Origin of the sequence: Azohydromonas australica DSM 1124, from assembly GCF_000430725.1 — a bacterium.
GTDB classification, from domain to species: domain Bacteria; phylum Pseudomonadota; class Gammaproteobacteria; order Burkholderiales; family Burkholderiaceae_C; genus Azohydromonas; species Azohydromonas australica.
This window is the reverse complement of the sequence record NZ_AUMO01000031.1, coordinates 84,952-110,569: the sequence shown is the minus strand read 5'-3', so window position 1 is coordinate 110,569 and position 25,618 is coordinate 84,952. Positions and strand designations below refer to the sequence as shown.

General features: G+C 73.4%; 22 protein-coding genes. 18 read left to right on the top strand and 4 right to left on the bottom strand.

The window, feature by feature from the left end; all coding sequences use genetic code 11:
- Position 1: 1 nt before the first annotated feature.
- The 11 genes from cobN (at position 2) to H537_RS0103360 (ending at position 14,029) form a co-directional block, all read left to right on the top strand.
- Entirely contained in the window at positions 2 to 4,048 is a 4,047-nt protein-coding gene (gene cobN / locus H537_RS0103415; RefSeq protein WP_028996765.1) for a cobaltochelatase subunit CobN, read from the top strand.
- 492 nt (positions 4,049 to 4,540) lie between these two features.
- Complete coding sequence (gene bluB / locus H537_RS0103410) at positions 4,541 to 5,188, top strand: 5,6-dimethylbenzimidazole synthase (RefSeq protein ID WP_028996764.1); 648 nt, start codon at positions 4,541 to 4,543, stop codon at positions 5,186 to 5,188.
- Positions 5,189 to 5,214: 26 nt separating this feature from the next.
- Positions 5,215 to 5,784, top strand: coding sequence for a cob(I)yrinic acid a,c-diamide adenosyltransferase (gene cobO / locus H537_RS0103405; RefSeq protein ID WP_028996763.1), 570 nt, complete (start codon positions 5,215 to 5,217; stop codon positions 5,782 to 5,784).
- Positions 5,784 to 6,695 (top strand): adenosylcobinamide-phosphate synthase CbiB, encoded by a 912-nt coding sequence (gene cbiB, locus H537_RS0103400; RefSeq protein ID WP_028996762.1) that lies wholly within the window; start codon positions 5,784 to 5,786, stop codon positions 6,693 to 6,695. Before cobO ends, cbiB begins: the two co-directional genes overlap by 1 nt.
- 2 nt (positions 6,696 to 6,697) lie before the next feature.
- A complete protein-coding gene (locus tag H537_RS0103395; protein ID WP_064735902.1) occupies positions 6,698 to 7,783 on the top strand; it encodes an aminotransferase class I/II-fold pyridoxal phosphate-dependent enzyme in 1,086 nt (361 codons plus the stop codon).
- 90 nt (positions 7,784 to 7,873) lie between these two features.
- A complete protein-coding gene (gene cobT / locus H537_RS0103385) occupies positions 7,874 to 8,902 on the top strand; it encodes a nicotinate-nucleotide--dimethylbenzimidazole phosphoribosyltransferase (protein ID WP_028996760.1) in 1,029 nt (342 codons plus the stop codon).
- Complete coding sequence (gene cobS / locus H537_RS0103380; protein WP_028996759.1) at positions 8,899 to 9,732, top strand: adenosylcobinamide-GDP ribazoletransferase; 834 nt, start codon at positions 8,899 to 8,901, stop codon at positions 9,730 to 9,732. The genes cobT and cobS overlap by 4 nt, the downstream gene beginning before the upstream one ends.
- Positions 9,725 to 10,306 (top strand): histidine phosphatase family protein, encoded by a 582-nt coding sequence (locus H537_RS0103375; RefSeq protein ID WP_043458121.1) that lies wholly within the window; start codon positions 9,725 to 9,727, stop codon positions 10,304 to 10,306. Before cobS ends, H537_RS0103375 begins: the two co-directional genes overlap by 8 nt.
- Before the next feature lie 75 nt (positions 10,307 to 10,381).
- Complete coding sequence (locus H537_RS0103370; protein WP_028996757.1) at positions 10,382 to 10,747, top strand: DUF2946 family protein; 366 nt, start codon at positions 10,382 to 10,384, stop codon at positions 10,745 to 10,747.
- A gap of 70 nt (positions 10,748 to 10,817) precedes the next feature.
- On the top strand, positions 10,818 to 13,130 hold the full coding sequence (locus H537_RS40965) for a TonB-dependent receptor (RefSeq protein ID WP_084150383.1): 2,313 nt from the start codon (positions 10,818 to 10,820) through the stop codon (positions 13,128 to 13,130).
- Between the two features lie 11 nt (positions 13,131 to 13,141).
- The gene (locus tag H537_RS0103360) at positions 13,142 to 14,029 is read left to right on the top strand and encodes a copper chaperone PCu(A)C domain-containing protein (RefSeq protein WP_028996756.1); all 888 of its coding nucleotides are present in this window, start codon (positions 13,142 to 13,144) and stop codon (positions 14,027 to 14,029) included.
- A gap of 64 nt (positions 14,030 to 14,093) precedes the next feature.
- Here H537_RS0103360 and H537_RS0103355 read toward each other — a convergent pair whose 3' ends face one another.
- The 3 genes from H537_RS0103355 to H537_RS0103345 are packed head-to-tail and all read right to left on the bottom strand — an operon-like array spanning position 14,094 to position 18,771.
- Positions 14,094 to 15,032 carry a dimethyl sulfoxide reductase anchor subunit family protein gene (locus H537_RS0103355; protein ID WP_028996755.1) on the bottom strand — a complete coding sequence of 313 codons (939 nt, stop codon included), beginning with the start codon at positions 15,030 to 15,032 and terminating at the stop codon, positions 14,094 to 14,096.
- Positions 15,029 to 15,850 (bottom strand): 4Fe-4S dicluster domain-containing protein, encoded by an 822-nt coding sequence (locus H537_RS40960; protein WP_051241696.1) that lies wholly within the window; start codon positions 15,848 to 15,850, stop codon positions 15,029 to 15,031. Before H537_RS40960 ends, H537_RS0103355 begins: the two co-directional genes overlap by 4 nt.
- Positions 15,847 to 18,771, bottom strand: a complete 2,925-nt coding sequence (locus H537_RS0103345) for a molybdopterin oxidoreductase family protein (protein ID WP_028996754.1) — start codon at positions 18,769 to 18,771, stop codon at positions 15,847 to 15,849. The genes H537_RS40960 and H537_RS0103345 overlap by 4 nt, the downstream gene beginning before the upstream one ends.
- Positions 18,772 to 19,054: 283 nt before the next feature.
- On the opposite strand from H537_RS0103345, the gene ssuE reads away from it, so the two are divergent.
- The 7 genes from ssuE (at position 19,055) to H537_RS40935 (ending at position 23,647) form a co-directional block, all read left to right on the top strand.
- A complete protein-coding gene (gene ssuE / locus H537_RS40955; protein ID WP_043458120.1) occupies positions 19,055 to 19,615 on the top strand; it encodes an NADPH-dependent FMN reductase in 561 nt (186 codons plus the stop codon).
- A 104-nt stretch (positions 19,616 to 19,719) separates the two neighbouring features.
- Positions 19,720 to 20,697: a sulfonate ABC transporter substrate-binding protein gene (locus H537_RS40950; protein ID WP_043458119.1), complete on the top strand. Its 978-nt coding sequence runs from the start codon at positions 19,720 to 19,722 to the stop codon at positions 20,695 to 20,697.
- Positions 20,698 to 20,733: 36 nt separating this feature from the next.
- Positions 20,734 to 21,153, top strand: a complete 420-nt coding sequence (locus H537_RS40945) for a VOC family protein (RefSeq protein WP_156901365.1) — start codon at positions 20,734 to 20,736, stop codon at positions 21,151 to 21,153.
- The gene (gene ssuC, locus H537_RS0103325; RefSeq protein WP_028996753.1) at positions 21,125 to 21,910 is read left to right on the top strand and encodes an aliphatic sulfonate ABC transporter permease SsuC; all 786 of its coding nucleotides are present in this window, start codon (positions 21,125 to 21,127) and stop codon (positions 21,908 to 21,910) included. Before H537_RS40945 ends, ssuC begins: the two co-directional genes overlap by 29 nt.
- A gap of 23 nt (positions 21,911 to 21,933) precedes the next feature.
- Positions 21,934 to 22,809 (top strand): ATP-binding cassette domain-containing protein, encoded by an 876-nt coding sequence (locus tag H537_RS40940; protein WP_084150379.1) that lies wholly within the window; start codon positions 21,934 to 21,936, stop codon positions 22,807 to 22,809.
- Between the two features lie 35 nt (positions 22,810 to 22,844).
- A complete protein-coding gene (locus H537_RS0103315; RefSeq protein WP_028996752.1) occupies positions 22,845 to 23,063 on the top strand; it encodes a TOBE domain-containing protein in 219 nt (72 codons plus the stop codon).
- Positions 23,060 to 23,647, top strand: coding sequence for an RBBP9/YdeN family alpha/beta hydrolase (locus H537_RS40935; protein ID WP_051241692.1), 588 nt, complete (start codon positions 23,060 to 23,062; stop codon positions 23,645 to 23,647). Before H537_RS0103315 ends, H537_RS40935 begins: the two co-directional genes overlap by 4 nt.
- Before the next feature lie 154 nt (positions 23,648 to 23,801).
- On the opposite strand, the gene H537_RS56440 is transcribed toward H537_RS40935, so the two are convergent.
- Positions 23,802 to 25,550: a methyl-accepting chemotaxis protein gene (locus tag H537_RS56440; RefSeq protein WP_028996751.1), complete on the bottom strand. Its 1,749-nt coding sequence runs from the start codon at positions 25,548 to 25,550 to the stop codon at positions 23,802 to 23,804.
- Between the last annotated feature and the right edge of the window lie 68 nt (positions 25,551 to 25,618).

Sequence of the window (25,618 nt, the reverse complement as noted above, 5' to 3'; positions counted from 1 at the left end):
CATGACGATGCAGCTCCGACACGCGCTGGCCGCCTTGCTGCTGCTGGCCTGCACCCTCGCCCAAGCCGCCCCCGCCCGCCTGCTCTGGTTCACCGCCGAGGTCACGCCCGTGCCGCGCACCGCGCTGCTGGAGCGCCTGGCGGCGGAGGCCGGCTTCGAGCTGCAGCACCTGGAAGTCCCCCTGCGCGGCCCCGACACGCTGCCGCCCGCGCAGCTCGCCGCGGTGCAGAGCGCCCTGGACGGCGCCGCGCTGGCCTGGATCGACGCGCCGCACCCGAGCGTGACGCTGCGCCTGCAGCGGCTGCTGGGCTCGGCGCTCCAGGACTTCGCCGCCCGCCACGGCGCGCAGCGCGTCGCCTGGGTAACGCCCGGCGCCACAAGCGCTGACACCTCCACCCTGCAAGCCCGCATCGCCGCCTACCTCGACGCCGGCGGCGAGGCCAACCTGCGCCACGCCGTGGCGCTGGCGCGCGCGCTGGTGGACGGCCGCCCCGCCCCCGAGCTGCCGCCGCCCGCTCCCCTGCCCGCGCGCGGCCTGTACCACCCCGACGCCCCGGCCCTGTTCGCCGACGCCGCCGCCTTCGGCCGCTGGCAGGCGACCCAGAGCGCGCTGCAGGGCAAGCCGGCCGTCGCGCTGCTGGTGCACCGGCAAGCCTTCGTCAACGGCGCCACGCAGGCGCTGGACGCCTGGCTGCGCGCCTTCGCCCGCGAGGGACTGGCGGCCTACGCCGTGTTCGGCACCCAGATCGACGCGCCCACGCTGGCCGCGCTGCTGGAAGTGCCCGCCGCCGTCGGCGGCCCAAGCCTGCACCCGCGCTTGCTGGTGACGCACCTGCTGCTGCCGCAGGCCGCGGCGCTGCAGCCGCTGTTCCAGCGCTGGGGCGTGCCGGTGCTGGCCACGCAGCCCTACCGCAGCGGCAGCCAGGCGGACTGGGAGCGCGACGCCGCCGGGCTGGCCTCGGCCGACGTGCCGATCTACCTGGCGCAGCCCGAGGCTGCCGGCGCCATCGACCCGCTGCCCGTGATCGCCCATGCCGACCAGGGACGCCAGCCGCAGCTCATCGAGCGCCAGGCGCTGGCCGTCATCGCCAAGGCGCGGCGGCTGATTGCGCTGCGCGACAAGCCCAACGCCGAGAAGCGGCTGGTGGCCTTCGTCTACAACTACCCGCCCGGCGGCACGAACTTCGGCGCCTCCTTCCTGAACGTGCCGCGCAGCCTGGAGCAGGTCTCCAGCGGCCTGGCGCAGGCCGGCTACCCAGTTCAGCCGCTGGCCGAGCAGGCCTGGATCGACGGCCTGAAGCCGCTGCTGGGCGCCTACTACCGCGGCGCCGATCTCGTGGCGCTGCTGGACAGCGGCCAGGCCGACGCGCTGCCGCTGGCCGAGTACGAGGCCTGGTGGCGCTCGCTGCCGGCGCCGCAGCGCGAGCGCATCGAGGCGCAGTGGGGCGCGCCCGCCAGCAGCCGCTACGTGGTGGCCTGGCGCGGGCAGCGGGTGTTCGTGATCCCGCGGCTGCAGGCGGGCGCGCTGGCGGTGCTGCCGCAGCCGCCGCGCGAGGAGACGCTGCGCCAGGGCCAGGACCCGTTCATGCACCGCAACAGCCGGCCGCTGGCGCACCACTACCTGGCTGTGTACCTGTGGGCGCGGCAGCACGCCGACGCGCTGATCCACTTCGGCACCCACGGCACGCAGGAATGGGCGCCGGGCAAGGCGCGCGCGCTGGACGTGCTGGACGACGCCCTGCTGCCGCTGGGCGACGTGCCGGTGGTCTACCCGTACATCGTGGACAACCTGGGCGAGGCCCTCACGGCCAAGCGCCGCGGGCGCGCGCTGATGGTCAGCCACCGCACGCCGGTGCTGGCGCCCGCGGGCTTCGAGTCGCGCATGGCGCACATGCACGAGCTGATGCACGAGTGGGAGACGGTGGACGCCGGCCCCACGCGCCAAGCGCTGGAGCGCGAGCTGATCGCGCAGTTCGTCGAACACCAGCTGCACCGCGACCTGGGCTGGACGGCGGAGCGCATCGCCGCGGACTTTGCCGGCTTCCTGGAGCAGCTGCACCCCTGGCTGGACCGGCTGGCTCAGAGCGCGCAGCCGCGCGGGCTGGCCGTGTTCGGCCGCGTGCCGGACGAGGCCTCGCGGCGCCAGCAGCTGCTGCAGATGCTGCGCCAGCCGCTGATCGAGGCGCTGGGCGAGGACATCGACGAGGTGTTCCTGATCGACCACGCCGCGGTGGCGACGTCGCGCCCCGGGCGCTGGCTGGACGTGGCGCTGCGCGATGCCGAAGCCGCCAGCCGGCTGGACCTGCGCCCGCCCGAGCCCGTGGGCCCGGTGCCCAACCGCGCCGCGCGCAAGCCCATCGACACGCCGGCGCTGCGCGCCCTGGCCGAGCGCGCGCAGGCGCTGGAGCGGCTGCTGTCCACCGAGGGCGAGCTGCCGGGGCTGCTGGCCGCGCTGGAAGGGCGCTTCGTGCCCGCGGCCTACGGCGGCGACCCGATCCGCAACCCGGAGAGCCTGCCCACCGGGCGCAACCTCACCGGGCTGGACCCGTCGCGGCTGCCCACGCGCCAGGCCTACGAGGTCGCCAAGCGGCTCTTCAACGACTGGCTCACCCAGTGGCGCGCGGAGCATGGCGAGCGCGTGCCGGCGCGGCTGGCGCTGTCGCTGTGGGCCGGCGAGACGCTGCGGCACCAGGGCGTGATGGAGGCGCAGGCGCTAGTCGCCCTGGGCGTGCAGCCGGTGTGGGACGACAGCGGCCGGCCGCTGCAGCTGCGCGTGATCCCACGCTCAGAACTCGGGCGCGAGCGCGTGGACGTGCTGCTGTCGGTCACCGGCTCCTACCGCGACCAGTTCCCGGCGCTGATGGGGCTGGTCGACCGCGCCGTGGCGGCGGCCGGATCCGCCGAGACGGGCAACGCCATCGCGCGCCACGACGCCAGGCTGCGCGCGGAGCTGGAGCGGGCCGGCGTGCCGGCCGAGCAGGCGGCGCTGCTGGCGCGGGCGCGGGTGTTCGGCAACCGCCAGGGCGACTACGGCACCGGGCTGTCGGACGCGGTGCAGGCCGACGGCCTGAAGCGCGAGGACGAGCGGCTGGGCGCGATGTTCCTGCAGCGCATGAGCCAGCCCTTCGTCGACGGGCAGGCGCTGGACGGCGTGCCCGAAGCGGCAGCCGCGCAGGCGCTGGGCGCGCACCTGCGCGTGGCCGACGCAGCGCTGATGTCGCGCAGCTCGCACCTGTTCGCGATGGCGACTTCCGACGACCCCTTCCAGTACCTGGGCGGCCTGGCCGCTGCGGCGCGCGCGGCGGGCAAGTCCGAGGCGCTGGGCTTGTACGTGAGCCAGCTGCAGGACTCGGGCGAGTCGCACACCGAGACGGCCGGGCGCGCGCTGTCGATGGAGATGCAGTCGCGCTACCTGCACCCGGGCTGGCTGAAGGCGCAGCGCGAGGAGGGCTACGCCGGCACGCTGCAGGTGCTCAAGGCGGTGCAGTTCGTGTGGGGCTGGCAGGCGACGGCGCCGGACACGGTGCGCTCGGACCACTGGCAGTCGCTGCACGAGGTGCTGGTGCGCGACCGCCACGGCCTGGGCCTGCCGCAGTGGTTGCGCGGGCATCCTCAAGCCTACGCGCAGGTGGTGGAGCGGCTGATCCAGGCCCAGCGCCTGGGCCACTGGCAACCCGACGCGGCCACGCGGCAGGAGGTGGCGCGGCTGTATGCGGAGCTGACGCGCGCGGCGCCGCTGGCGCAGGAGCTGAAGGGCGTGCGGCAGTGGGTGCAGTCGCAGGTGGAGCCTGAGCCGGTGCCCGTGGCGCCCGCAGTGCCGCGCGCGCCCACGCCGGCGGTGCAGCCGCGAGCCGAGGTCCGCAAGGAGCCGGAACCGGAGCCGAAGGCGGTCCCGAAGCCGCGCGTGGGCGTGCTGCTGAAGCGCCAGCCCGAGCTGAAGGCGACGGTGGCTCCGCTGCTGTCGCAGGCGCTGGCGCTGGTGGCCATGGCGCTGGTGATGGTGGGCGGGGCGGCCTGGCAGGGGCGGCAGGTGGGGCGGAAAGCATGAAGGAACGTTGGCTTGACCTGCCGATGGGCCGGAGAACGCCGAGCTGCGTTGGCCGTGAGCTGGCCCGCCTCGCCCCTTGCCTCGTCATTCCCGCGAAGGCGCACTGGTGTCCGGGGAAGGTTGTTGGTTGTTAGCCATGAGCTGCGCTGTACCGATAACTACCTCGTCATTCCCGCGCAGGCGGGAATCCAGGCGGCCCCACGTCAGCGCGAAGCCTGGGCGCTGCGCACCAGGGCCCAAGCCTCGGTGTTCAACCCGATCTGCTGCCGGCAGCTTGGGGGCCGCCTGGACTCCCGCCTGCGCGGGGGTGACGAATCAGGGTGCGAAGCGGCTCGACTCACGAGATGCCACGGCTTGCAAAGCTCCCCAGACAGCACTGCGCCTTCGCGGGCGTGACGAAGCAGAAGAGCTGACGCCCGTACTTCGCCCGGCACAGCGCTGGCCGAGGAATGACGCAGCCATGCCCGTATCCATTCCCAGCGGCCTCACCCCATGAACACCCACTTCGCCCCCGCCGACCGCGACGCCCTCTACCGCGTCATCGCCGCCCGCCGCGACATGCGCCACTTCGTCCCGGGCGACGTGGAGCCGGCCACCCTGCGCCGCATCCTGCAGGCCGCGCACCAGGGTCCCTCCGTCGGGCTGATGCAGCCCTGGCGCTTCATCCGCATCACGGAGCCCGCCCTGCGCCGCGACATCGCCGCGCTGGTGGATACCGAGCGCCAAGCCACGGCCGAGGCGCTGGGCGAGCGCGGCGCCGATTTCATGCGGCTGAAGGTCGAGGGCGTGCGCGAGTGCGCGGAGCTGCTGGTGGCGGTGCTGGCGCCCGACGACGGCACGGTATTCGGCCGGCGCACGCTGCCGCAGGAGATGGCGCTGTGCTCGCTGGCCTGCGCGATCGAGAACCTCTGGCTGGCCGCGCGCGCGGAGAACCTGGGCCTGGGCTGGGTCTCGCTGTTCGAGCCCGAGGCCCTGGGCGCGCTGCTGCACCTGCCCCCGGGCGCGCGGCCCATGGCACTGCTGTGCCTGGGGCCCGTGGCCCGCTTCTACGACGAGCCGATGCTGCAGGCCGAGGGGTGGCGCCAGGCCCGGCCGCTGGACGAGCTGCTCCACACCGACCGCTGGCCGCAAGACCGCTGAACACCCCTGACGAGAAGGACCTTCGCATGGACATCGAAACGCCCCCCACCGCCGCCCGCTACGAACGCCCCGAGGGCGAACGCCGCGGCCTGGTCATGGTCCACACCGGCCACGGCAAGGGCAAAAGCACCGCCGCCTTCGGCCTGGCGCTGCGCGCGCACGGGCGCGGCAAGCGCGTGCACGTGTTCCAGTTCATGAAGGTGCCCAGCGCCCGCTTCGGCGAGCACCGCGTCTTCGAGCAGCTGGGCATCCCCATCGAGGGCCTGGGCGACGGCTTCAGCTGGAAGAGCCGCGACCTGGAGCATTCCGCCGAACTGGCGCGCCAGGGCTGGGACAAGGCCGCGGCCATGATCCGTGCCGGCGAGCACTTCATGGTGGTGCTCGACGAAATCATGTACCCGCTGCGCTACGGCTGGCTGGCGCTGGACGACGTGCTGCAGGCGCTGCGCGAGCGGCCCGCGCACGTGACGGTGGTGCTCACCGGGCGCGGCGCGCCGCAGGAGCTGATCGACCTGGCCGACACGGTGACGGAGATGGCCCTGGTGAAGCACCACTTCAAGGCCGGCGTGCCGGCGCAGCGGGGCATCGAGGACTGATGGCGACCGTCGCTCTGGCCTGCGTGGCGGCGCTGGCGCTGGACCGCGCCTTCGGCGAGCCGCCGGCACGGCTGCACCCGGTCGTGGGCATGGGGCGCTACCTGGGCGCGCTGGGGCCCTGGCTGCTGAAGCTGCCACCCCGGGCCGCCTTCGCCGGCGGCGCGCTGGCCTGGCTGGCCGGCGTGAACGTCGTGGTGCTGCTGGCCTGGCTGCTGCAGCGCGCGCTGCTCGAAGCCCTGCCCTGGTGGGGCGCGGCGCTGCTGCTGGGCGTGCTGCTCAAGCCGCTGCTGTCCTGGCGCATGTTGCGCGACGAGGTGGCGGGCGTGGAGACGGCACTGGGACGCTCGCTGGACGAGGGCCGGCGCCAGCTGCAGCGGCTGGTCAGCCGCGACACCACGCGGCTGCAGGCGCACGAGGTGCGCGAGGCGGCCATCGAGACGCTGGCGGAGAACCTGAACGACTCCGTCGTGGCGCCGCTGTTCTGGTTCGCCGTGGCCGGGCTGCCGGGCGCGGCGCTGTACCGCTTCGCCAACACGGCCGACGCCATGTGGGGCTACCGAGGGCGCTGGGAATGGGCTGGCAAGTGGGCCGCGCACGCCGACGACGTGCTGTCATGGCTGCCGGCGCGGCTGACCGCGCTGCTGCTGTGCCTGGCCGCCGGCCGCCGGCCCGCGGGCCTGGCGGGCGAGGCGCGGCGCACGCCCTCGCCCAACGGCGGCTGGCCCATGGGCGCGATGGCGCTGCTGCTGGGCGTGCGGCTGTCCAAGCCGGGCGTGTACGCACTGAATGCGCAGGGACGCGCGCCCGAGGGTGCGGATCTGCGCCGGGCCGTCGCCTGGTGCGGGCGGGCGGTGGTGCTGGCGGCGGTGCTGTGCGCCGCGGCGGACCTGGCGCTCTGGGCTTTGACATGAACATGGACCTTCTGACCCTTTCCCCCCCGGGCAGCGCCGAGGCGGCGTCGTCCGCCTTCGCCGCGCCCGTGCACGGCGGCCCGGACGGCGGCCCGCCGGTGCGCTTCGACTTCTCCACCAACGCCTGCCCGCTGGAGGCGCCGCAGCCGGTGCGCCGGGCGCTGGGCACGGCGGACCGGGGCCGCTATCCGGACCCGGACTACGGCGCGCTGCGCGAGCGGCTGGGCGCGTGGATGGACGTGGCGCCCTCGCGCGTGCTGCCCACGGCCGGCAGCAGCGAGGCGATCCGCCGGCTGACGCTGGCGGCGCGGCTGCAGGGCATCGAGCAGGTGCTCGTGCCGCAGCCCGGCTACGGCGACTACCGCGCCGCGGCGCAGGCGCTGGGCCTGGCGGTATCGCCCTACGCCGACGGTGTCGAGCTGCTGGAGCGGCTGAGCACGCCGCAGGCGCGGCCGGCGCTGGTGTGGCTGTGCGAGCCCTGCAACCCGACCGGCGAGAGTCTGGGCACTGCTTTCTGGGGCGAGCTGCTGGCCGTGGCGCTGGCGCGCGGCGCGCTGCTGGCGCTGGACCGCGCCTACGAGCCGCTGCGGCTGGAAGGGCGCGACCCGATACCGCGCGAGTTCGCCGACCGCGCCTGGCAGCTCTGGTCGCCCAACAAGACGCTGGGCCTCACGGGCGTGCGCGCGGGCTGGGTCGTGGTCCCGCTGCACGACGCGCTGGACGGCCGGATGCAGGCGCTGGCGCCGAGCTGGGTGCTGTCGGCCGAGGGCGTGGCGCTGCTGGAAGCCTGGACGCTGCCGGCGACGCAGCACGGCGTGAACGCCGCCTGCCAGCGCCTGCGCGCCTGGAAGCGCCAGCAGCGCGCCGCGCTGCAGTCGCTGGGCTGGACGCAGCGCCCCTCCGTCACGCCCTTCTGGCTGGCGCGGCCCGACGTGGCGCGGCTGCCGCAGCGCCTGGCCGCGCTGCGCGCGCAGGGCATCAAGCTGCGCGACGCCACCTCCTTCGGCCTGCCGGGCTGGGTGCGCGTGAGCGTGCAGCCGCCGCCGGCGCAGGAGGCGCTGCTGCACGCCTGGCGCACGAGCGGCTAAAGCACGGCGCGCCGAACCCGAAACACCCTGACCAGAACCACGAACAACTGCCCCGCCCGGCTCCCGGCCGGGCCCCACCGGAGCAAGACCATGAACATCCCCGCCATCGACACCCTGGACCAGCCCGCGCTGGAAGCCGCGCTGCGCCGCCGCATCGACAACAAGACGAAGCCGCTGGGCGCGCTGGGCCGGCTGGAGGCGCTGGCACTGCAGATCGGCCTGGCGCTGGGCACCGAGGCGCCGAAGCTGCAGCAACCGCAGATGGTGGTGTTCGCCGGCGACCACGGCCTGGCGGCGCAGGGCGTGTCGGCCTACCCGGCGGACGTGACCTGGCAGATGGTCATGAACTTCCTGGCCGGCGGCGCCGCGGTGAGCGTGCTGGCGCGCCAGCACGGTTTATCCCTGACGGTGGTGGACGCGGGCGTGCGCTGCGACGTCACGCCGCAGCCGGGGCTGCTGCTGCGCAAGATCGCGGCCGGCACGGCCGACGCGTCGCAGGGCCCGGCGATGACGGCGGACCAGTGCGCCACCGCCATCGCGGCCGGGCGCGAGGTGGTGCGCGGGCTGCCGGGCAACGCGCTGCTGCTGGGCGAGATGGGCATCGGCAACAGCTCCAGCGCCGCGCTGCTGCTGTCGCGGCTGGCGGGGCTGCCGATCCAGGCCTGCGCCGGGCGCGGCACGGGGCTGGACGACGCGGGCCTGGCGCACAAGGTGCGGGTGCTGTCGGCCGTGCTGGAGCGCCACGCGGACGCCGTGGAGCCGCTGCAGGCGCTGGCGGCGCTGGGCGGTTTCGAGATCGCGATGATGGTGGGCGCGGTGCTGCAGGCCGCGGCCGAGCGCCGCGTGGTGGTGGTGGACGGCTTCATCGTCGGCAGCGCGGTGCTGGTGGCGCATGCGCTGCAGCCGGCCGTGCTGCAGCGCTGCGTGTTCGCCCACCGCTCGCAGGAAGGCGGCCACCCGCTGCTGCTGCGCCACCTGGGCGTGGAGCCGCTGCTGGACCTGGGCCTGCGCCTGGGCGAGGGCTCGGGCGCGGCGCTGGCCTGGCCGCTGCTGGAGTCGGCCTGCCGCATCCTGGAAGAGATGGCGAGCTTCGAGTCGGCGGGCGTGAGCCGGGCATGACGGCCTTGCTGCACGAGCTGCGCCTGTTCCTGATCGCGCTGCAGTTCTTCACCCGGGTGCCGATCCCCAGCCGCGTCGGCTTCGAGCCGGCGTGGCTGCAGGCCTGCGCGCGGCACTTCCCGGCCGTGGGGCTGGTGGTGGGCGCCTTCGGCGCGGCGGTGCTGCTGGGCGCCTCGCTGCTGTGGCCGCCGGCCGTGGCGGCGGGGCTGTGCATCGCGGCCACCGTGTGGCTGACCGGCGGCTTCCACGAGGACGGGCTGGCCGACACCTGCGACGGCCTGGGCGGCGCGGTGCGGCGCGAGCGGGCGCTGGAGATCATGAAGGACTCGCGGCTGGGCAGCTACGGCGCGCTGGGGCTGCTGCTGGTGCTGGGACTGAAGGCCGCGGCGCTGGCGGCGCTGATCGGCCACTCGCCCATGCTCGCGGCGCTGGCGCTGGCCTGGGGCCATGGCGCGTCGCGCTGCGCGCCGGTGCTGCTGATGCGGCTGCTGCCCTATGGCGGCGACCCGGAGCACGCGAAGGCGAAGCCGCTGGCGCTGCACATCGGTGGTGCCGGCGTGGCGGTGGCGCTGGGCTGGCTGCTGGCCTCCAGCCTGGGCGCCGCCTGGCTGGGCGGCGCGCCGGCCCGGGCGGCCTTGCCCTGGGCGCTGGGCGCGCTGGGTCTGGTGGTGCTGTGGATGACGCGCTGGCTGCGCCGGCGCCTGGGCGGCTTCACCGGCGACACGCTGGGCGCGGCGCAGCAGTTCAGCGAGCTGGCCGCGCTGCTGGCCTGGCTGGCGGTGATGGAGGCCGCCAAGGCGGCAGCGGCGGCGGGAGGCAGCGATGTCTGAGCCGCTTCCGGACGGCGCCCTGCTCTGGGCCTGGCGCCACCCGCGTGCCGAGGGCGCGCAGGGCCGCTGCATCGGCCGCACGGACCTGCACGTGGACCCGCGCCGGGCCAAGCGGCTGGCGCACCGCGTCCGCCAGGCCGCGCGCCGCCACGGGTTGCCGCGCGTGGTCTGGACCTCGCCGCTGCGGCGCTGCGCGGACGTGGGCCGCTGGCTGCGGCGCTGGGGCTGGGAGCACCGCATCGACGCGGCGCTGATGGAGGCGGACTTCGGCGCCTGGGAAGGCCTGGGCTGGGAGGGCATCCCGCGCGAGGAAGTGGACGCCTGGTGCGCGGACTTCGCCGCCGCGCGCCCGGGCGGCGGCGAGTCGCTGCGGCAGGTGCTGGCGCGCGCCGCCGCCTGGACGCCGCCGGCCGGGGCGCCGGCGCTGCTGGTCACGCACGGCGGCTGGATGCTGGCGCGGCGCTGGGTGGCGATGCACGCGCAAGCGCCTCAGCTGCCGACCGAATGGCCGCGGGCGCCGGGGCATGGGTGCCTGTGGCGGCTGGAGCGCGTTCGGGTGGAGTGGCGAGAGTGAGTATTTCGAGGCGGCTCGCTGTTGCATCCCGCCCACCAAAGGCTGGCGCCGGTCGCCCTGCCTAGAATCCCCAGCGTGACCTCCTGCGCCCGCCTCCGCCCACCCCAGCGCCTCGCCGCGCTGCTGGCGCTGGTGCTGGCGCTGCTGGTGCAGGCCTTGTGGATGCCGCGCATGGCGGTGGCGCAGGCCGCGGGCGTGGAGGTGTGCTCGGCGCAGGGCCACCGGCGCATCGCGCTGCCGTCCGAGGACGGGCAGCCCCCGCACCGTCACGGCCTCGAATGCTGCTGCCCGGGCACCTGGGCCGCGGCGCCGCCGCCCCACGTCGCGGCCCTGCCGCTCGTCACCCACCGCCAGGCCCCTCAGGCCGCGCCGCAAGGCGCCGCGCCCTCGCTGGACTGGTACGCGCCGCTGTCGCGCGGCCCGCCCGCCTTCCTGCACTGACATCCGCCGTGGCCGTCCGGCCTGCGCACCGCGCGCGCTGGCGGCTTGCATGTCCCCGCAGGAAGACCTCATGCCCCTTCTGAAACCTCCGTGCGCGCTCACGCTGCTGAGCGCCGCCCTGTCCTGCGCCGCCTGGGCGCAGGTCGAACCCGCCGCCTCCCCGCCGGCGGTGGATGCCGCCGCACCGGCCGAAACCGACGACGACGGCACGCCCATCCGGCAGCTCGGCGTGGTCACCGTCACCGGGTCGCGCCCGACCTCGCTGCCCACGCAGATCCCCACCACCATGGAAGGCGTGACGCGCCAGGACATCGAGCGCAGCGTCAACGCCACCGACAGCGAGGACGCGCTCAAGTACTTCCCGAGCCTGCTCGTGCGCAAGCGCTACGTCGGCGACTACAACCACGCCATCCTCTCCAGCCGCGCCTCGGGCACGGGCAACAGCGCGCGCTCGGCGGTGTATGCCGACGGCATCCTGCTGTCCAACTTCCTGGGCAACGGCGTGGGCGGGCTCTCCTTCCCGCCGCGCTGGGGGCTGGTCACGCCCGAGGAGATCGAGCGCGTGGACGTGATGTACGGCCCCTTCTCGGCCGCCTACCCGGGCAACTCGGTGGGCGCGGTGGTGGACTACGTCACGCGCCTGCCCACGAAGTTCGAGGCCCACGGCAAGGTCGGCTACGTCGCGCAGCCCTTCGACCTCTACGGCACCCACGCCACCTACCACGCCAAGCAGGCCAGCCTCGGCCTGGGCGACCGCGCCGGCGACTGGGCCTGGTGGCTCAACGTCAACCGCACCGACAGCGAGGGGCAGCCGCTGACCTTCGTCACCCGCCCCGCGGGCACCGCGCTGCTGGGCACGGGCGCGATACCGGGCCTCGACAGCGCGAACAAGCCCTGGCTCATCGTGGGCGCCGGCACGCAATACCACACGGTGCAGGACCACCTGAAGCTCAAGCTGGCCTACGACTTCAGCCCCACGGTGCGCGCGAGCTACGTCTTCGGCCTGTGGCGCAACGACGCGGACGGCCATGTCGAGTCCTACCTGCGCGACACCGGCGGCAGCCCGGTCTATGGCAGCGGCTTCAACGTGTCGCGCGAGCGGTTGCTGCACACCATGCACGGGCTCAGCATCAAGAGCCGCACGCGCGGCGAGTGGGACTGGGAAGTCGCCGCCAGCCTCTACGACTACCACCGCGACGACAAGCGCCAGAGCGGCTTCAGCACGCCGCTGCCCACGCCCAGCACGCTGGCCGATGGCAGCGGCACGGGCTGGAACACACTGGCCTTCAAGGGCACCTGGCGCCCGCCGCAGGCGCAAGGACGCCACGTCGTGGAGTTCGGCGTGCAGCAGGACAGCTACCGGCTGCGCTACCTGACCAACAGCGTCGCCGCCGACTACCTCAGCGACGACCGCGGCGTGCAAGCCAGCAACGTGCAGGGCGACACCCGGCTGCGCAGCCTCTGGGCCCAGGACACCTGGCAGTTCTCCGAGCGCTGGAAGACCGTGCTGGGCGGGCGCATGGAGCGCTGGGACGCCGACAACGGGCGCACCGACATCGCGGCGCTGCCCTCGCCGCTGCCGCCCCATCCGGCGCGCCACGAAACGGACTTCTCGCCCAAGGCGGCGCTGTCCTGGCAGTGGCTGCCGCAGACACTGCTCAAGGCCTCCGTGGGCCGCGCGGTGCGCTATCCCACGGTCAACGAGCTCTATGGCGCGACCGCCACCGTGGACTCGCAGTTCATCAACGACCCCGGCCTGCGTCCGGAGAAGTCCTGGACCGGCGAGCTCAGCGCCGAGCAGGACCTGGGAGCGGCGCTGGCGCGGCTGACCCTGTTCGCCGAGGACACGCGCGACGCGCTGTACACGCAGAACGTCTTCGACGCCGCGGCCAACAAGCGGATCGGCCGGGTCCAGAACGTCGGCCGCATCGCCACCACCGGCCTGGAAGCCGCGTTCAACAGCAACGGCTGGCTGCTCAAGGGCCTGGACCTGTGGGCCAGCCTGACCTATGCCGACTCGACGATCAAGGAGAACGCCGGCTACGTGAACGCCCCCGGCGACACGATCGGCAAACGCCAGCCCAACATCCCGCGCTGGCGCGCCACGCTGCTGGCCTCCTACCGCTGGGACGAGCACTGGACCACCACGCTGGGCGCGCGCTACAGCGGCCGCCAGTACCGCACGCTCGACAACGCCGACGTCAACGGGTACGCCTACATGGGCGTGAGCAAGTTCGCCGTGGCGGACCTGCGCGTGCTCTACCGCTTCGACAAGCAGTGGAGCGCGGCCTTCGGCATCGACAACCTCAACAACTATCAGTACTGGAATTTCCACCCGTACCCGCAGCGCAGCTACTCGCTGGAGCTGAAGTTCGACCTGTGAAGGACACCGCCATGCACCGCTTCAACCTCAAGCTCATCCTGATCTCCGCGCTGGCCTCGCTCCCGGCCATCGGGGCCCACGCGCACGTCACGCTGCCCCCGGGCGGCGCCACCGCAGGCAGCACCTACCCGGCCGCGTTCCGCGTTGGCCATGCCTGCAAGGACGCCGCCTCGACCACCGGCATCCGCGTGCGGCTGCCCGAAGGTTTCACGCTCATCGACGCGCAGCCGCGGCCCGGCTGGACGCTGAGCACCAGCGCGCGCGAGGTCACGTGGACGGCCGGCAGCGCCCAGGCCGCGCTGCCCAAGGACGACAAGACCACCTTCAACCTGCGCGGGCGCCTGACCGACAAGCCCGGCACGCTGTGGTTCAAGGTGCTGCAGAGCTGCGACCAGGGCAGTGCCGACTGGGCCGAGATTCCGGCCGGCGGCGGTGCCGCGGCACCGGCCTTCCCCGCCGCGCGGCTGGACGTGCTGCCCGCGGGCGTGGCGCCGGTGGACGTGCGCGAAGCCTGGGCGCGGCCCACCGTGCCCGGGCAGCGCAGCACCGGCGTGTACGGCCGCCTCACCGCGGGCGCCGGCGCACGGCTGGTGGGCGGCTCCACGCCGCTGGCCGAGAGCGTCGAGGTGCACCAGATGGCCATGGAAGGCGACGTGATGCGCATGCGCACGCTGGAGCGGGGGCTGGAACTGCCACCGGGCCAGGGCGTGGAGCTGGCGCCGGGCAGCGGCTATCACCTGATGGTCACCGGCCTGCGCCAGCCCATCGCGCCGGGCAGCACGCTGCCGCTGACGCTGCGCTTCGTCGATGGCGAGGGGCGCGAAAGCTCGCTGGCGCTGCAGGTGCCCGTGCCGGCCAAGGCCCCGGAAGCGCCGGCGCACACGCAGCACCAACATTGAGCCGAGGCGCCGGCGCGGCCGGCGCGCATGCCCGGCCGCGGCAAACGCCGGGGCCGGGCCGGTTTCAGGCCACGGCCTGGTAGTACAGGTTCTGCGGGTGGCGCACCTGCGCGAAGAAGAACCAGCGCTCGGCCAGCAGGCCCGCGCTCTGCAGCAGCACCGCCAGCCACCATGGAAACAGGCCGTCCCAGACGCCGGCCCAGCACAGCGCCAGCAGCAGCACGGGCAGCTTGAAGGCCAGCAGCACGAAGGCGGGCCGCACCAGGCGCAGGGTGCCGCCCGGTGCGCGATGGAAGAACTCCTGCGTGCTGTGGCTGCCGCCCGTGAAGCCCATGGACAGCTGCACCACGCGCATCCCGCCCAGCCCCGTGGCGGACTGCGGCGTGGAGCGCGGCACCAGCGCGTCGTTGCGCCGCAGCGCCCCGAGGCGCCCGGCCCAGGCCAGCACGGTCAGCCCCAGCGCCCAGGGCAGCAGCGCGGCGGCCAGGGCGTCCTCCCCTGCCGAGGTTGCCAGCGCCCCGGCCAGCACGCAGCCCGAGGCTTGGCCCATGAGGGTGTAGTTCAGCACCGTCAGCGGGTGCGCCCACTCCCGCACCACGCGCAGGCAGGCGTAGACCATGCCCGTGCACAGCCACAGCAAGGCCGACAGCGCCAGGGCGGCCAGCGCCAGCGCCGCCTGGGCGCTGCCTGGCAGCTCCAGCCGCACTGCCAGCGCCCAGGCCGCCGTGGCGGCCATGAAGGCCGGCAGCACGATGACCTCGCGCGACATCCACGAAGTGCGCCACATCGCCACGGCGCGCCACGCGCGCGCCGGCCGGCCCAGGTGCGCGAAGGCCGCGCCCAGCGCCACGCCCAGCAGGGCCTCGGCCAGCAACAGCGACGCCTGCAAGAAACCCGGCGCTGGCGCCGCGCCGGCCAGTGCCGCCAGCGCCAGGGCCACTACCAGGCCCTGCGCGCTCCCGGCCAGGGTGGTGAAGACGACGATGGACAGCGAGGGGTTCATCCGGGCCTCCGGGACGTGCCTTGCGGCGGCGTGGACACCGGCGCGGTGGACGTCTCCCCGGCGCCGCGGCGCGGCAGGTAGCGGTTGGCCGGGCGCGTCTCCCACTCCGGCATGAGCGCGTAGCCACCGCGCTCGGCGACGGCGCGCGAGACGGCCGATTCCGGGTCCTTCACGTCGCCGAACAGCCGCGCGCCGGTGGGACAGGCCTTGACGCAGGCGGGCTGGCGGTCCTCGGCCGGCAGCAGCGGGTCGTGGATGCGGTCCACGCACAGCGTGCACTTGGTCATCACGCCGCGCGCCTCGTCGTACTCGCGCGCGCCATAGGGGCAGGCCCAGCTGCAGTACTTGCAGCCGATGCACTTGTCCGCGTCCACGAGCACGATGCCGTCCTCCGCGCGCTTGATGCTCGCGCCGGTAGGGCACACCGGCACGCAGGGCGGGTCCTCGCAGTGCAGGCAGCTCTTGGGCAGGTGCAGCGTCTGCGTGTCGGGGAAGGTGCCGGACTCCCAGGTCTGCACCCGGTTGAAGAAGGTGCCGCGCGGCGAGGGCTCCCAGGCGCCGGCATCGGGCGGCAGCCCGGCGGCGCCGGCGCTGTTCCACTGCTTGCACGAGACCACGCAGGCCTGGCAGCCGACGCACACGTCCAGGTCGATCACCAGCGCCAGCTGCCGCGCCAGGGTCTCGCTGCGCGCGGCGGGCACGGCGTCCGAGGAACGAGCCGCCGGCCGCGGCGCGGCCGTCGCCGGTGGCGCCGGCGGCGCCTCGGCCTCGCGCCGCAGCCACGACCACCAGCCGTCCAGAGCCAGTCCCAGCTTCATGCGCGCCTCCCGGTGGACATGCGGCCGGTCAGGGTGCGCCACGCGGCGCGCACCACGGCCACGCCGGGCACGCCCGGCGGCGTGGGTACGCTTTCCACCTGCGGCGCGGTCCTTTGGGCCTCATCCGGCGCGCAGGGGCGCAGCCGCACCCGCACGTCGTACCAGCCGGCCTGGCCCGTGATCGGATCGGCGTTGGCGATGCGGCCCTCGCCGAAAGGCAAGGTCGCGCTCAGCAGGTGGTTGATGATGAAACCCTTTCGGCTTTCGTCGGCCTCGGCCGGCAGCTGCCACGCGCCGGGCGCCTTGCCGATGGCGTTCCAGGTCCAGACCGTGCCCGGCTCCACCGCCTCGCTGCAGCGGATGCGGCACCGCACCCGGCCCCAGCGGCTCTCCACCCAGCACACGGCGCCGTCCTCCACGCCCGCGGCGCGCGCCGTGGCGGGATGCACGTGCAGCGCGTTGTGGCTGTGGAGCTGGCGCAGCCAGGCGTTCTGCGAGTCCCAGGAGTGGTACATCGCCATCGGCCGCTGCGTGATGGCGTGCAGCGGGTACTCGTGCGCGTCGTCCAGGCGTTGCTCCAGCGGCGGCGCCCAGAAGGGCAGCGGATCGAACCAGGCCGCCACCCGCGCGCGCAACCCGTCGGGCGGCTGCCGGCCCGGGCGCTTGCCCTGCGCCGCCAGCCTGAAGGTCTGCAGCGTGTCGGCGTAGAGGGCGAGCTGGATCGGGTCGTTGCGCTGGCGCCAGCCCATGGACTGGGCGAAGTCCAGGTACGCGCGGTTCCAGTTGCGCCGGTACTGCATCGCCTGCGGCAGGCGGTGGTGGAACACGCAGTCGTGGCTGGCATAGGCCTCCCACTGCTTCAGGTTGGGTGCGCCGCGCAGCGCGTCGCCGCGTTCGCCGCGCCAGCCCATGAGGAAGCCGATGCCCGGCTGGTGCTCGTAGCGCTGGACAAAGTCGGCGTAGCCGGCGTACTTGCGCGTGCCGTCGGCCTGCGTGAAGGCCGGCAGCTTCAGCCGCGCGGCCAGCTCCACCAGCACGTCCTGGAACGGGCGGCACTCGCCCAGCGGCGGCAGCACCGGTACGCGCACCGCGTCCATCGGCCCCTCGAACTCGGAGATGGGCCTATCCAGCAGGCTCAGCGCGTCGTGGCGCTCCAGGTACGTGGTGTCGGGCAGCACCAGGTCGGCGTAGGCCACGGTCTCGCTCTGGAAGGCGTCGCACACCACCACGAAGGGAATCATGTGCTCGCCGTTCTCGTCCCGGGCGTTGAGCGCCTTGCGCACCTCCAGCGGCTCCATGCTGGAGTTCCAGGCCATGTTGGCCATGTAGATCAGCAGCGTGTCGATGCGGTAGGGGTCGCCGCGCGCGGCGTTGGCGATGACGTTCTGCATCAGCCCGTGCACCGCCAGCGGGTAGGCCCAGGAGAAGGCATGGTCGATGCGCAGCGGCGTGCCGTCGGCATGCACCGCCAGCTCCTCGGGGCTGGCTGGAAAGCCCAGCGGCGGCGCGTCCAGCGGCGTGTCAGGCTTCAGCTTGTCCGGGTCGTTGAAGGCCCGGTAGTTGGGAACGATGTGGCGCGGGTACGGCGCCTTGTGCCTGAAGCCGCCGGGCGCGTCGATGGTGCCCAGCACGCTCATGAGCAGCGTGAGCGCGCGCACGGTCTGGAAGCCGTTGGAATGCGCCGCCAGCCCGCGCATGGCGTGGAAGGCCACGGGCCGCAGCGGCACGCGGGCGTGCTCGGTGCCCCAGGCGTCGGTCCAGGGGATGTCCAGCGCGTCGTCGTGCCGCAGCGCGGTTTCGCCCAGCTCGCGCGCCAGGCGCCGGATGCGCGCGGCCGGGATGCCCGTGATGCCCTCGGCCCACTGCGGCGTGCACGCCGCCACGCGCTCGCGCAGCAGCTGGAACGAGGGCGCCACGCGCGTGCCGTCGGGCAGCGTGAAATGGCCTTCCAGCGCCAGCTCGCGCCCCGGCTCCAGGCCTTGCGGGTAGGCGGCCACCGCAGCACCCGAGGCCAGGTCCCAGGCCAGCTTGTTGTGCGGGTTGCGCCCGTCGGGCGGTGGGCCGGCGGCGGGGTCGAAGGCGAACAGGCCCTCGCGCTCGCCCTCCTCCAGCGCCACCAGCTGCGGCGCGTTGGTGCAGCGCTGCAGGAAGGGCCGGTCGATCAGCTCCTCGCGCAGCAGCTCGTGCAGCAGCGCCATGAACAGCGCGCCGTCGGTGCCGGGGCGGATCGGGATCCACTCGTCGGCGATGGCGGCATAGCCGCTGCGCACGGGGTTGATGGCGATGAAGCGTCCGCCGCGCTGCTTGAAGCGCCCCAGCGCGATCTTCATCGGGTTGCTGTGGTGGTCCTCGGCGGTGCCGATCATCAGGAACAGCTTGGCGCGTTCCAGGTCCGGGCCGCCGAACTCCCAGAAGCTGCCGCCGATGCTGTAGATCATTCCGGCGGCCATGTTCACCGAGCACAGCCCGCCGTGCGCGGCGTAGTTGGGCGTGCCGAACTGGCGCGCGAACAGCCCGGTGAGCGCCTGCATCTGGTCGCGCCCGGTGAAGAAGGCGAACTGCTTCGGGTCGCTGCCGCGGATGCGCCGCAGCCGCTCGGCGAGCAGCGCCAGCGCCTGTTCCCAAGGGATCGGGTCGAAGATGCCGTCGCCGCGCTCGGTGCCGGGACGGCGCAGCAGCGGCTGTGTCAGCCGCGCCGGCGAAAACTGCTTCATCAACCCCGCGCTGCCCTTGGCGCAGATGACGCCCTGGTTCAGGGGATGGCGCCGATTGCCGTCGATGTAGGCCGGCTGCCCGTCGCGCAGGTGCACGCGGATGCCGCAGCGGCAGGCGCACATGCAGCAGGTGGTGGTGCGGATCTCGGTGGGTGCGACGGATGCGTCGCTTGCGCTCGGCGGGGTGCTACAGGCGGGGTCGGTCAACCGGTGCTCCTTGCAGGGATCCCGGCGGGACGGCAGCCCAGCGCGCCGGCCCGCGGGAGCGGCCATCCTAAAAACCCTCAGTCGCTTCGCGCAAAGCATGAATGCGCATATGCAAGCAGGAAAAGCGCGGGGCCGAGCGTGGGTCTTCAAACGATTGAGTCCGCAACCTTCTCCACCGCAGCCGGTGCCCGCGGCAGCTCGTCGCCGTCATATGAGCGCGCCGGATAAACATAGCCGCACACATTCGTTCTCCGGCCGCCGGGCGCTGCCTATCGTGCAGCCCATGAAGATCGTCAGCCTTTCCGGAAGCCCCTCCGCCATCTCCCGCTCCGCCGCGCTGCTGCGCTGGTGCGAAGCCCAGCTGGCGCCCGGCGCGTCGTCCCTGCATGCCATCGCGCTGCGCGAGCTGCCCGCCACGTCGCTGCTGCAGGCACGGTTCGAGGACGCCGAGCTGCAGGCGTCGCTGCGCCAGGTGGCCGAGGCCGACGTGGTGCTGCTGGCCACGCCCATCTACAAGGCCGCCTACAGCGGCCTGCTCAAGGTGTTCCTGGACCTGCTGCCGCAGGACGGCCTGGCCGGCAAACAGGTGCTGCCGCTGGCCACCGGCGGCAGCCTCGCGCACCTGCTGGCGCTGGACTACGGGCTGCGCCCCGTGCTGCATGCCCTGGGTGCGCGCCAGTTGCTCGACGCGGTGTTCGCCACCGACGGCCAGTTCCAGAAGCACCCGACGCTGGGTTACGTGCCCGATGCGGAAACGATCGCGCGAATGCAGCGCTCGCTCCAGCCGCTGCTGCAGGCGCCGCCGCGCCCTGCTGCCCAGGTTGCCATGGCCGGCACCTGTTGAAGCCCGCGCCGCTTCCGCAACGCTCCACGCCCCTCCCCGCTGATTCGCGCCCCGCGGCACCCGGCCGCGGTGCCAGCGCCCTACCGATTCAAGGAAAGAACACCATGCTGCCCAACCTCAACCGTCCGCACCGCCGCCGCATCCTGCTGCGCGCCGCCGTGGCCGCCGCCGTCCTGGCCGCCAACCCCAAGTGGCTGCGTGCGCAACCCGCCGTCACGCTGCGCGTGGGCTACCAGAAGTCCGCCAGCCTGTTCGTGCTGCAGAAGGCCCAGGGCACGCTGGAGAAGCGCCTGGCCGCGCTGGGCGCCGGCGTGCAGTGGGTGGAGTTCCCGGCCGGGCCGCAGCTGCTCGAAGGCCTCAACGTCGGCTCGGTGGACGTGGGCTACGTCGGCGAGGCGCCACCCATCTTCGCCCAGGCCGCGGGCGCCAACTTCGTCTACATCGGCCACGACCCGGCCTCGCCCACGGCCGAGGCGATCGTGGTGCCCAAGGATTCGGCGCTGAAGTCCATGGCCGAGCTCAAGGGGCGCAAGGTCGCGCTCAACAAGGGCTCCAACGTGCACTACCTGCTGGTGAAGCTGCTGGAGAAGCACGGCCTGAAGTACGCGGACATCCAGCCCGTGTTCCTGGCGCCGGCGGACGCGCGCGCGGCCTTCGAGCGCGGTGCGGTGGACGCCTGGGCGATCTGGGACCCGTTCCTGGCCGCCGTAGAGAAGCAGCTGGGAGCGCGCGTGCTGGCCGACGGCCGCGGCGTGGTGGACAACTTCAACTACTACCTGGCCGAGCGCGGCTTCGTGGACCGCCACCCCAAGGTGATCCAGGCGCTGTTCGACGACCTCACGGAGCGCGGGCGCTGGCTCAAGAGCCACGTGGACGAGGCCGCCGCGGTGATCGCGCCGCTGCAGGGGCTGGATGCGGAAGTGGTCAAGCGCAGCATCCAGCGCTACGAGTTCAACGTGACGCCGCTGACGCCCGCCGTCGCCGCGCGCCAGCAGCTCATCGCCGACGCCTTCCACGGGCTGAAGCTGATCCCGAAGCCCATCCGCATCGCCGACGCGCTGCCGACGCGCGCAGCGCCCTGAGGCGGCACGCCAGAGCCCAACCGAGTGAGCCGCACCATGTTCCAAGAAGCGCATCTGGACCACGTTCAACTGCCGATGCCGCCCGGCGGCGCCGAGCGGGCACGGTCTTTCTATGCCCGCGTACTGGGGCTTCGCGAGCTGGACAGCCCGTTTCCTGCCGATGGCCCGCGCGTGCTGCGCTTCGTGCTCGAAGGCACCACGCTCGACCTCAGCGAGGGGCCCTACACCGGCGTCGCGCCGCAAGCGCACCTGGCGCTGCAGCTGCGCGACGTGCCCGCCGTCGTGGAGCGCCTGCGCGCCGCCGGCCGGCCGGTGGACGCGTGGACGCTGGACGAGACCGGCCGCGCCGTCACCGAGGACCCCTTCGGCAACCGGCTGGAGCTCATCAGCCCGCCGGCCGAGCCGGCGCTCTACCGCAAGGACCATCATGTCACGCAGCTTCGCATTTCCGTCTAAGGGCGCGCGCCACGCGCTGCCCTGGCTGCTGCCGGTGCTGATCGTCGTGGCCTGGGAAGTGGCCTCGCGCATGGGCTGGCTCTCGACCCGGGTGCTGCCCGAGCCCTGGGCGGTGCTCACGGCGTTCTGGACGCTGCTGGCCTCGGGCGAGCTCGGCGAGCACGTGGCGGTGAGCACCGGCCGCGCCTTCGCGGGGCTGGCCATCGGCGGCAGCCTGGGGTTGCTGTTCGGACTGCTCACCGGCAGCTTCAGGCGCGCCGAGACGCTGCTGGACACCACCTTCCAGATGCTGCGCAACATCCCGCCGCTGGCGCTGATTCCGCTGGTGATCCTGTGGTTTGGCATCGGCGAAGGCGCCAAGCTGTTCCTGGTGGCGGTGGCGGTGTTCTTCCCGATCTACCTCAACACCTTCCACGGCATCCGCGCCGTGGACCGCGGGCTCATCGAGATGGCGCGCAGCTACGGGCTCAACGGCTGGCCGCTGTACCGCCACGTCATCCTGCCCGGCGCGCTGCCTTCCATCCTCGTGGGCCTGCGCTTCTCGCTGGGACTGATGTGGGTGCTGCTGATCGTGGCCGAGACGCTGTCGGCGCAGTCGGGCATCGGCTACATGACCATGAACGCGCGCGAGTTCCTGCAGACCGACGTGGTGCTGGTGGGCGTCGTCCTCTACGCGCTGCTGGGCAAGGCCGCCGACCTGGCCGCCCGCGGCCTGGAGCGCTGGTGGTTGCGCTGGCATCCGGCCCACCAGCATTGACCAATTCAGAGGGAGAACAAGGCATGAAATTCCCAGGCATTCGCCTCGGCTCGGCGGCGCACGCTGGCTTCGCGCCCACCCAACCGGCCGACGCCGGATTCGCGCAAGCCGCCGCGAATGCGCGCGGCGCGGAAGTGGTGGTGGAGCGGCTGAGCAAGCGCTACGGCGGGCGGCCGGTGCTGCAGGACGTCTCGCTGCGCTTGGCGCCGGGCGAGTTCGTCGCCATCGTCGGGCGCAGCGGCTGCGGCAAGAGCACGCTGCTGCGCCACGTCGCCGGGCTGGAGCAGGCCGATGCGGGCCTGCTGCACGTAGGCGGCGGCGTCGGTGGCGCGGGCACGCGCATCATGTTCCAGGACGCACGGCTGCTGCCTTGGAAGAGCGTGCTGGACAACGTCGCGTTGGGCCTGCCGCAGCCGCAGGGCCGCCAGCAGGCGCGCCGCGCGCTGGCCCAGGTGGGGCTGCTCAAGCGTGCGCTGGAGTGGCCGGCGGTGCTCTCGGGCGGGCAGCGCCAGCGCGTGGCCCTGGCGCGCGCGCTGGTGCACGAGCCGCGGCTGCTGCTGCTGGACGAGCCGCTGGGCGCGCTGGACGCGCTCACGCGCATCGAGATGCAGCGGCTCATCGAGACGCTGTGGCGCGAGCACGGCTTCACCGCGCTGCTGGTGACGCACGACGTGTCGGAAGCCGTGGCGCTGGCCGACCGCGTGGTGTTGATCGAGGACCAGCGCATCGCCTTCGACGAGCGGGTGCCGCTGCCGCGCCCGCGTCCGCACGCCGACCCGGCCTTCGCCGCCTTCGAGGCGCGGGTGCTGGAGCGGCTGCTCAAACCGTCCACCCCGCCGGAGGCCGAGGCCGAGGACGTGGCCTCGCCCGACACCGGCCGGCTGCGCTGGGCCGTCTGAGCCCGCGCCGCAACGAAACGCAGGAGCCACAGCACATGCCCATCACCGCCATCAACGTCCGCAACCAGTTCCGCGGCAAGGTGATCGAGATCATCCACGGGCCCGTGGTGTCCGAGGTGGACATCGAGACCCCCGGCGGGCTGATCGTCACCTCCGTCATCACCAGCCGCTCCGTCAAGGAGCTGGGGCTGCAGCCGGGCAAGGAGGTCATCGCGCTCGTGAAATCGACCGAGGTGTCGATCGCCACGCTATGAGCCTGCCGACGCGCCTGCTGATCATCCCGGGCCTGCACGACAGCGGCCCGGCGCACTGGCAGACCTGGCTGCAGTCGCGCCATCGCGGCGCGCTGCGCGTGGTGCAGTCCGACTGGGAGCGCCCGGCGCTGGAGCGCTGGGCCGCCACGCTGGAATCCACGCTGCGGCAGGCCGCGCCGGCGCGCTGGATCGCCGTGGCGCACAGCTTCGGCTGCCTCACGCTGGCGCGTCACCTGGCGCTGCGGCCGGACTCGCCCATCGCCGCGATGCTGCTGGTGGCGCCGGCCGAGCCGCAGAAGTTCGGCGTCACGCCGCTCCTGCCGCGTGGGCCGCTGGGCCGGCCGGGGCTGCTGGTGGCCAGCGACACCGACCCGTGGATGCAGGCCGCCAGTGCCCTGGCCTGGGCCGAGCGCTGGGGCCTGCGCACGCTCAACCTGGGCGACGCCGGACACGTCAACGCCGAATCGGGCTTCGGACCCTGGCCGCTGGCGCAGCGCTGGGTCACGGGCATGGAGCAGCGCCTGGCGCGGCAGGCACGCGGGGCGATGCCCACGGCGCCGCCGGGGTGGCGCTTCGCGTGCTGAGGCGGCGGCGATCCCCGGCCTGGGCGCGGACCGCTCCCACCACGTCAACCGCCGCTACTCGCCGATGCGGCTGGCGCTCAAGGACGCGCTGACGCGGCAGTGGCGCGCGCCGCGGAAGGAGCAGGAGAGCTACCTCTGAGGCGCGGCGGCGGGCTCAGAACGAAGTCCACTCGTCCTGATTGTTCGCAGCCACGGCCGCAGGCGCGGGCGGCGCTGCCGGGACGCGCTGCGCCGGGACGGCGCGGCTGCCGGCGCGGGCCTGCGTGAGGGTGCGCTGCGCCAGCACCGCAGCGGCGGGCGCGGGCGCGAATGCGGGCGCCCGCGGCGGCGCCGCCTCGTGATCGAGCCTGAAGGTGCGCACCAGCTCCGCCAGGCGCTGCGCCTGCTGGTTCAGGCTGCCGGCCGCGGCCGTGCTCTGCTCCACCAGCGCGGCGTTCTGCTGCGTCACCTCATCGAGTTGCGACACCGCCTGGCTGACCTGCGTGATGCCGCTGGTCTGTTCAACGGAAGCGGAGCTGATCTCGCCCAGCAGGTCCGACACGCGCTGGACCTGGCGCACCAGGTCCTGCATCGTCGCGCCGGCATCGCCCACGAGTTCGGAGCCCGTCTGGACCTTGCTCACGCTGTCGGCGATGAGCGTCTTGATCTCCCGGGCCGCCCCGGCGCTGCGCTGCGCCAGGTTGCGCACCTCGCCGGCCACCACCGCGAAGCCGCGGCCCTGCTCGCCCGCACGCGCGGCTTCGACCGCGGCGTTGAGCGCCAGGATGTTGGTCTGGAACGCGATGCCGTCGATCACGCCGATGATGTCCTCGATCTTGCGGGAGCTGGCACTGATCTCCTCCATCGTGGAAACCACCTGCGAGACCACCCCGCCGCCCTTGCGCGCGGCCTCGCTGGCCGCCGAGGCCATCTGCGAGGCCTGCTGCGCCGTATCGGCGTTGTGCTTGACGGTGACGTTGAGCTGCTCCATGGACGCCGCCGTCTCTTCCAGGCTGGCGGCCTGCTTCTCGGTGCGCTGCGACAGGTCGGTGCTGCCCGCGGCCACCTCGCGGCTGCCGGTGGCGATGGAGTCCGAGCCGCTGCGCACCTGGCGCACCAGCTCCGACAGGCGCTGGTTCATGCGTGCCAGCGCCTGCAGCAGCCGCGCGGCCTCGTCGTTGCCCTGCACCTCCACGCGCGTGGAGAGATCGCCGTCGGCCACGGCTTCGGCGGTTTCCACCGCACGCGTCAGGGGCTTGGTGATGGAGCGCGTGATCAGCAGCGCCGCCGCGCTGCCCAGCGCCAACGCCAGCACGGCGCAGCCGAGCAGCACTGCGCGTCCCTGCCGCTCGGTGGCAGCCGCCATGTCCTTCTGCTGAACCGCCAGCTGGGTGTTGTGCGCCCACCATTGCTGCAGCGCCACGTCGAGGTTGTGGTAGGCCTCGCGCGAAGGGCCGAAAAGCATCTTCTGGGCCTTCTCCAGCGCCGCCGGGTTCTCGACCGTACTGCGCGACACGCTGCGTATCTGCTCCCACTGGGTGTAGTACGCCGCGACTGCGGCGCGCACTGCGCCCAGCAGGCGCCGGTCCTCATCGTCGGACAGCAGCGCCTTCTCGTAGTGCTCCAGCGCCTGTGCCGCAACCTTCTGCTGCTCGCCGACGCGCTGCTCCATGTCGTCCATCTCCGCCGGGGTGTTGACCATGATGTGCTGCGACTCGAAACGGCGCATGGCGCTCAGCGCCATGGCGATCTGGTGCTCGGTCTCGAACGAGGGCACCAGGTTCTCTGCGTAGTAGCCGGAGATGCCGGCCAGCGTGGATATCTCCACCAGGGCCACCGCAGCCATGGCGCAAAACAAGGCCAGGACCAGGCCGAAACCGGTTCCAAGACGGGGTCCGATACGCCAGCGATTGAGTGATTCCATGATTGATGAGGCCTTGCTCCGTTGTTGTTGATGTTTGCAGGCAGCGTCCGGCGAGAGGCGCCCGCGAA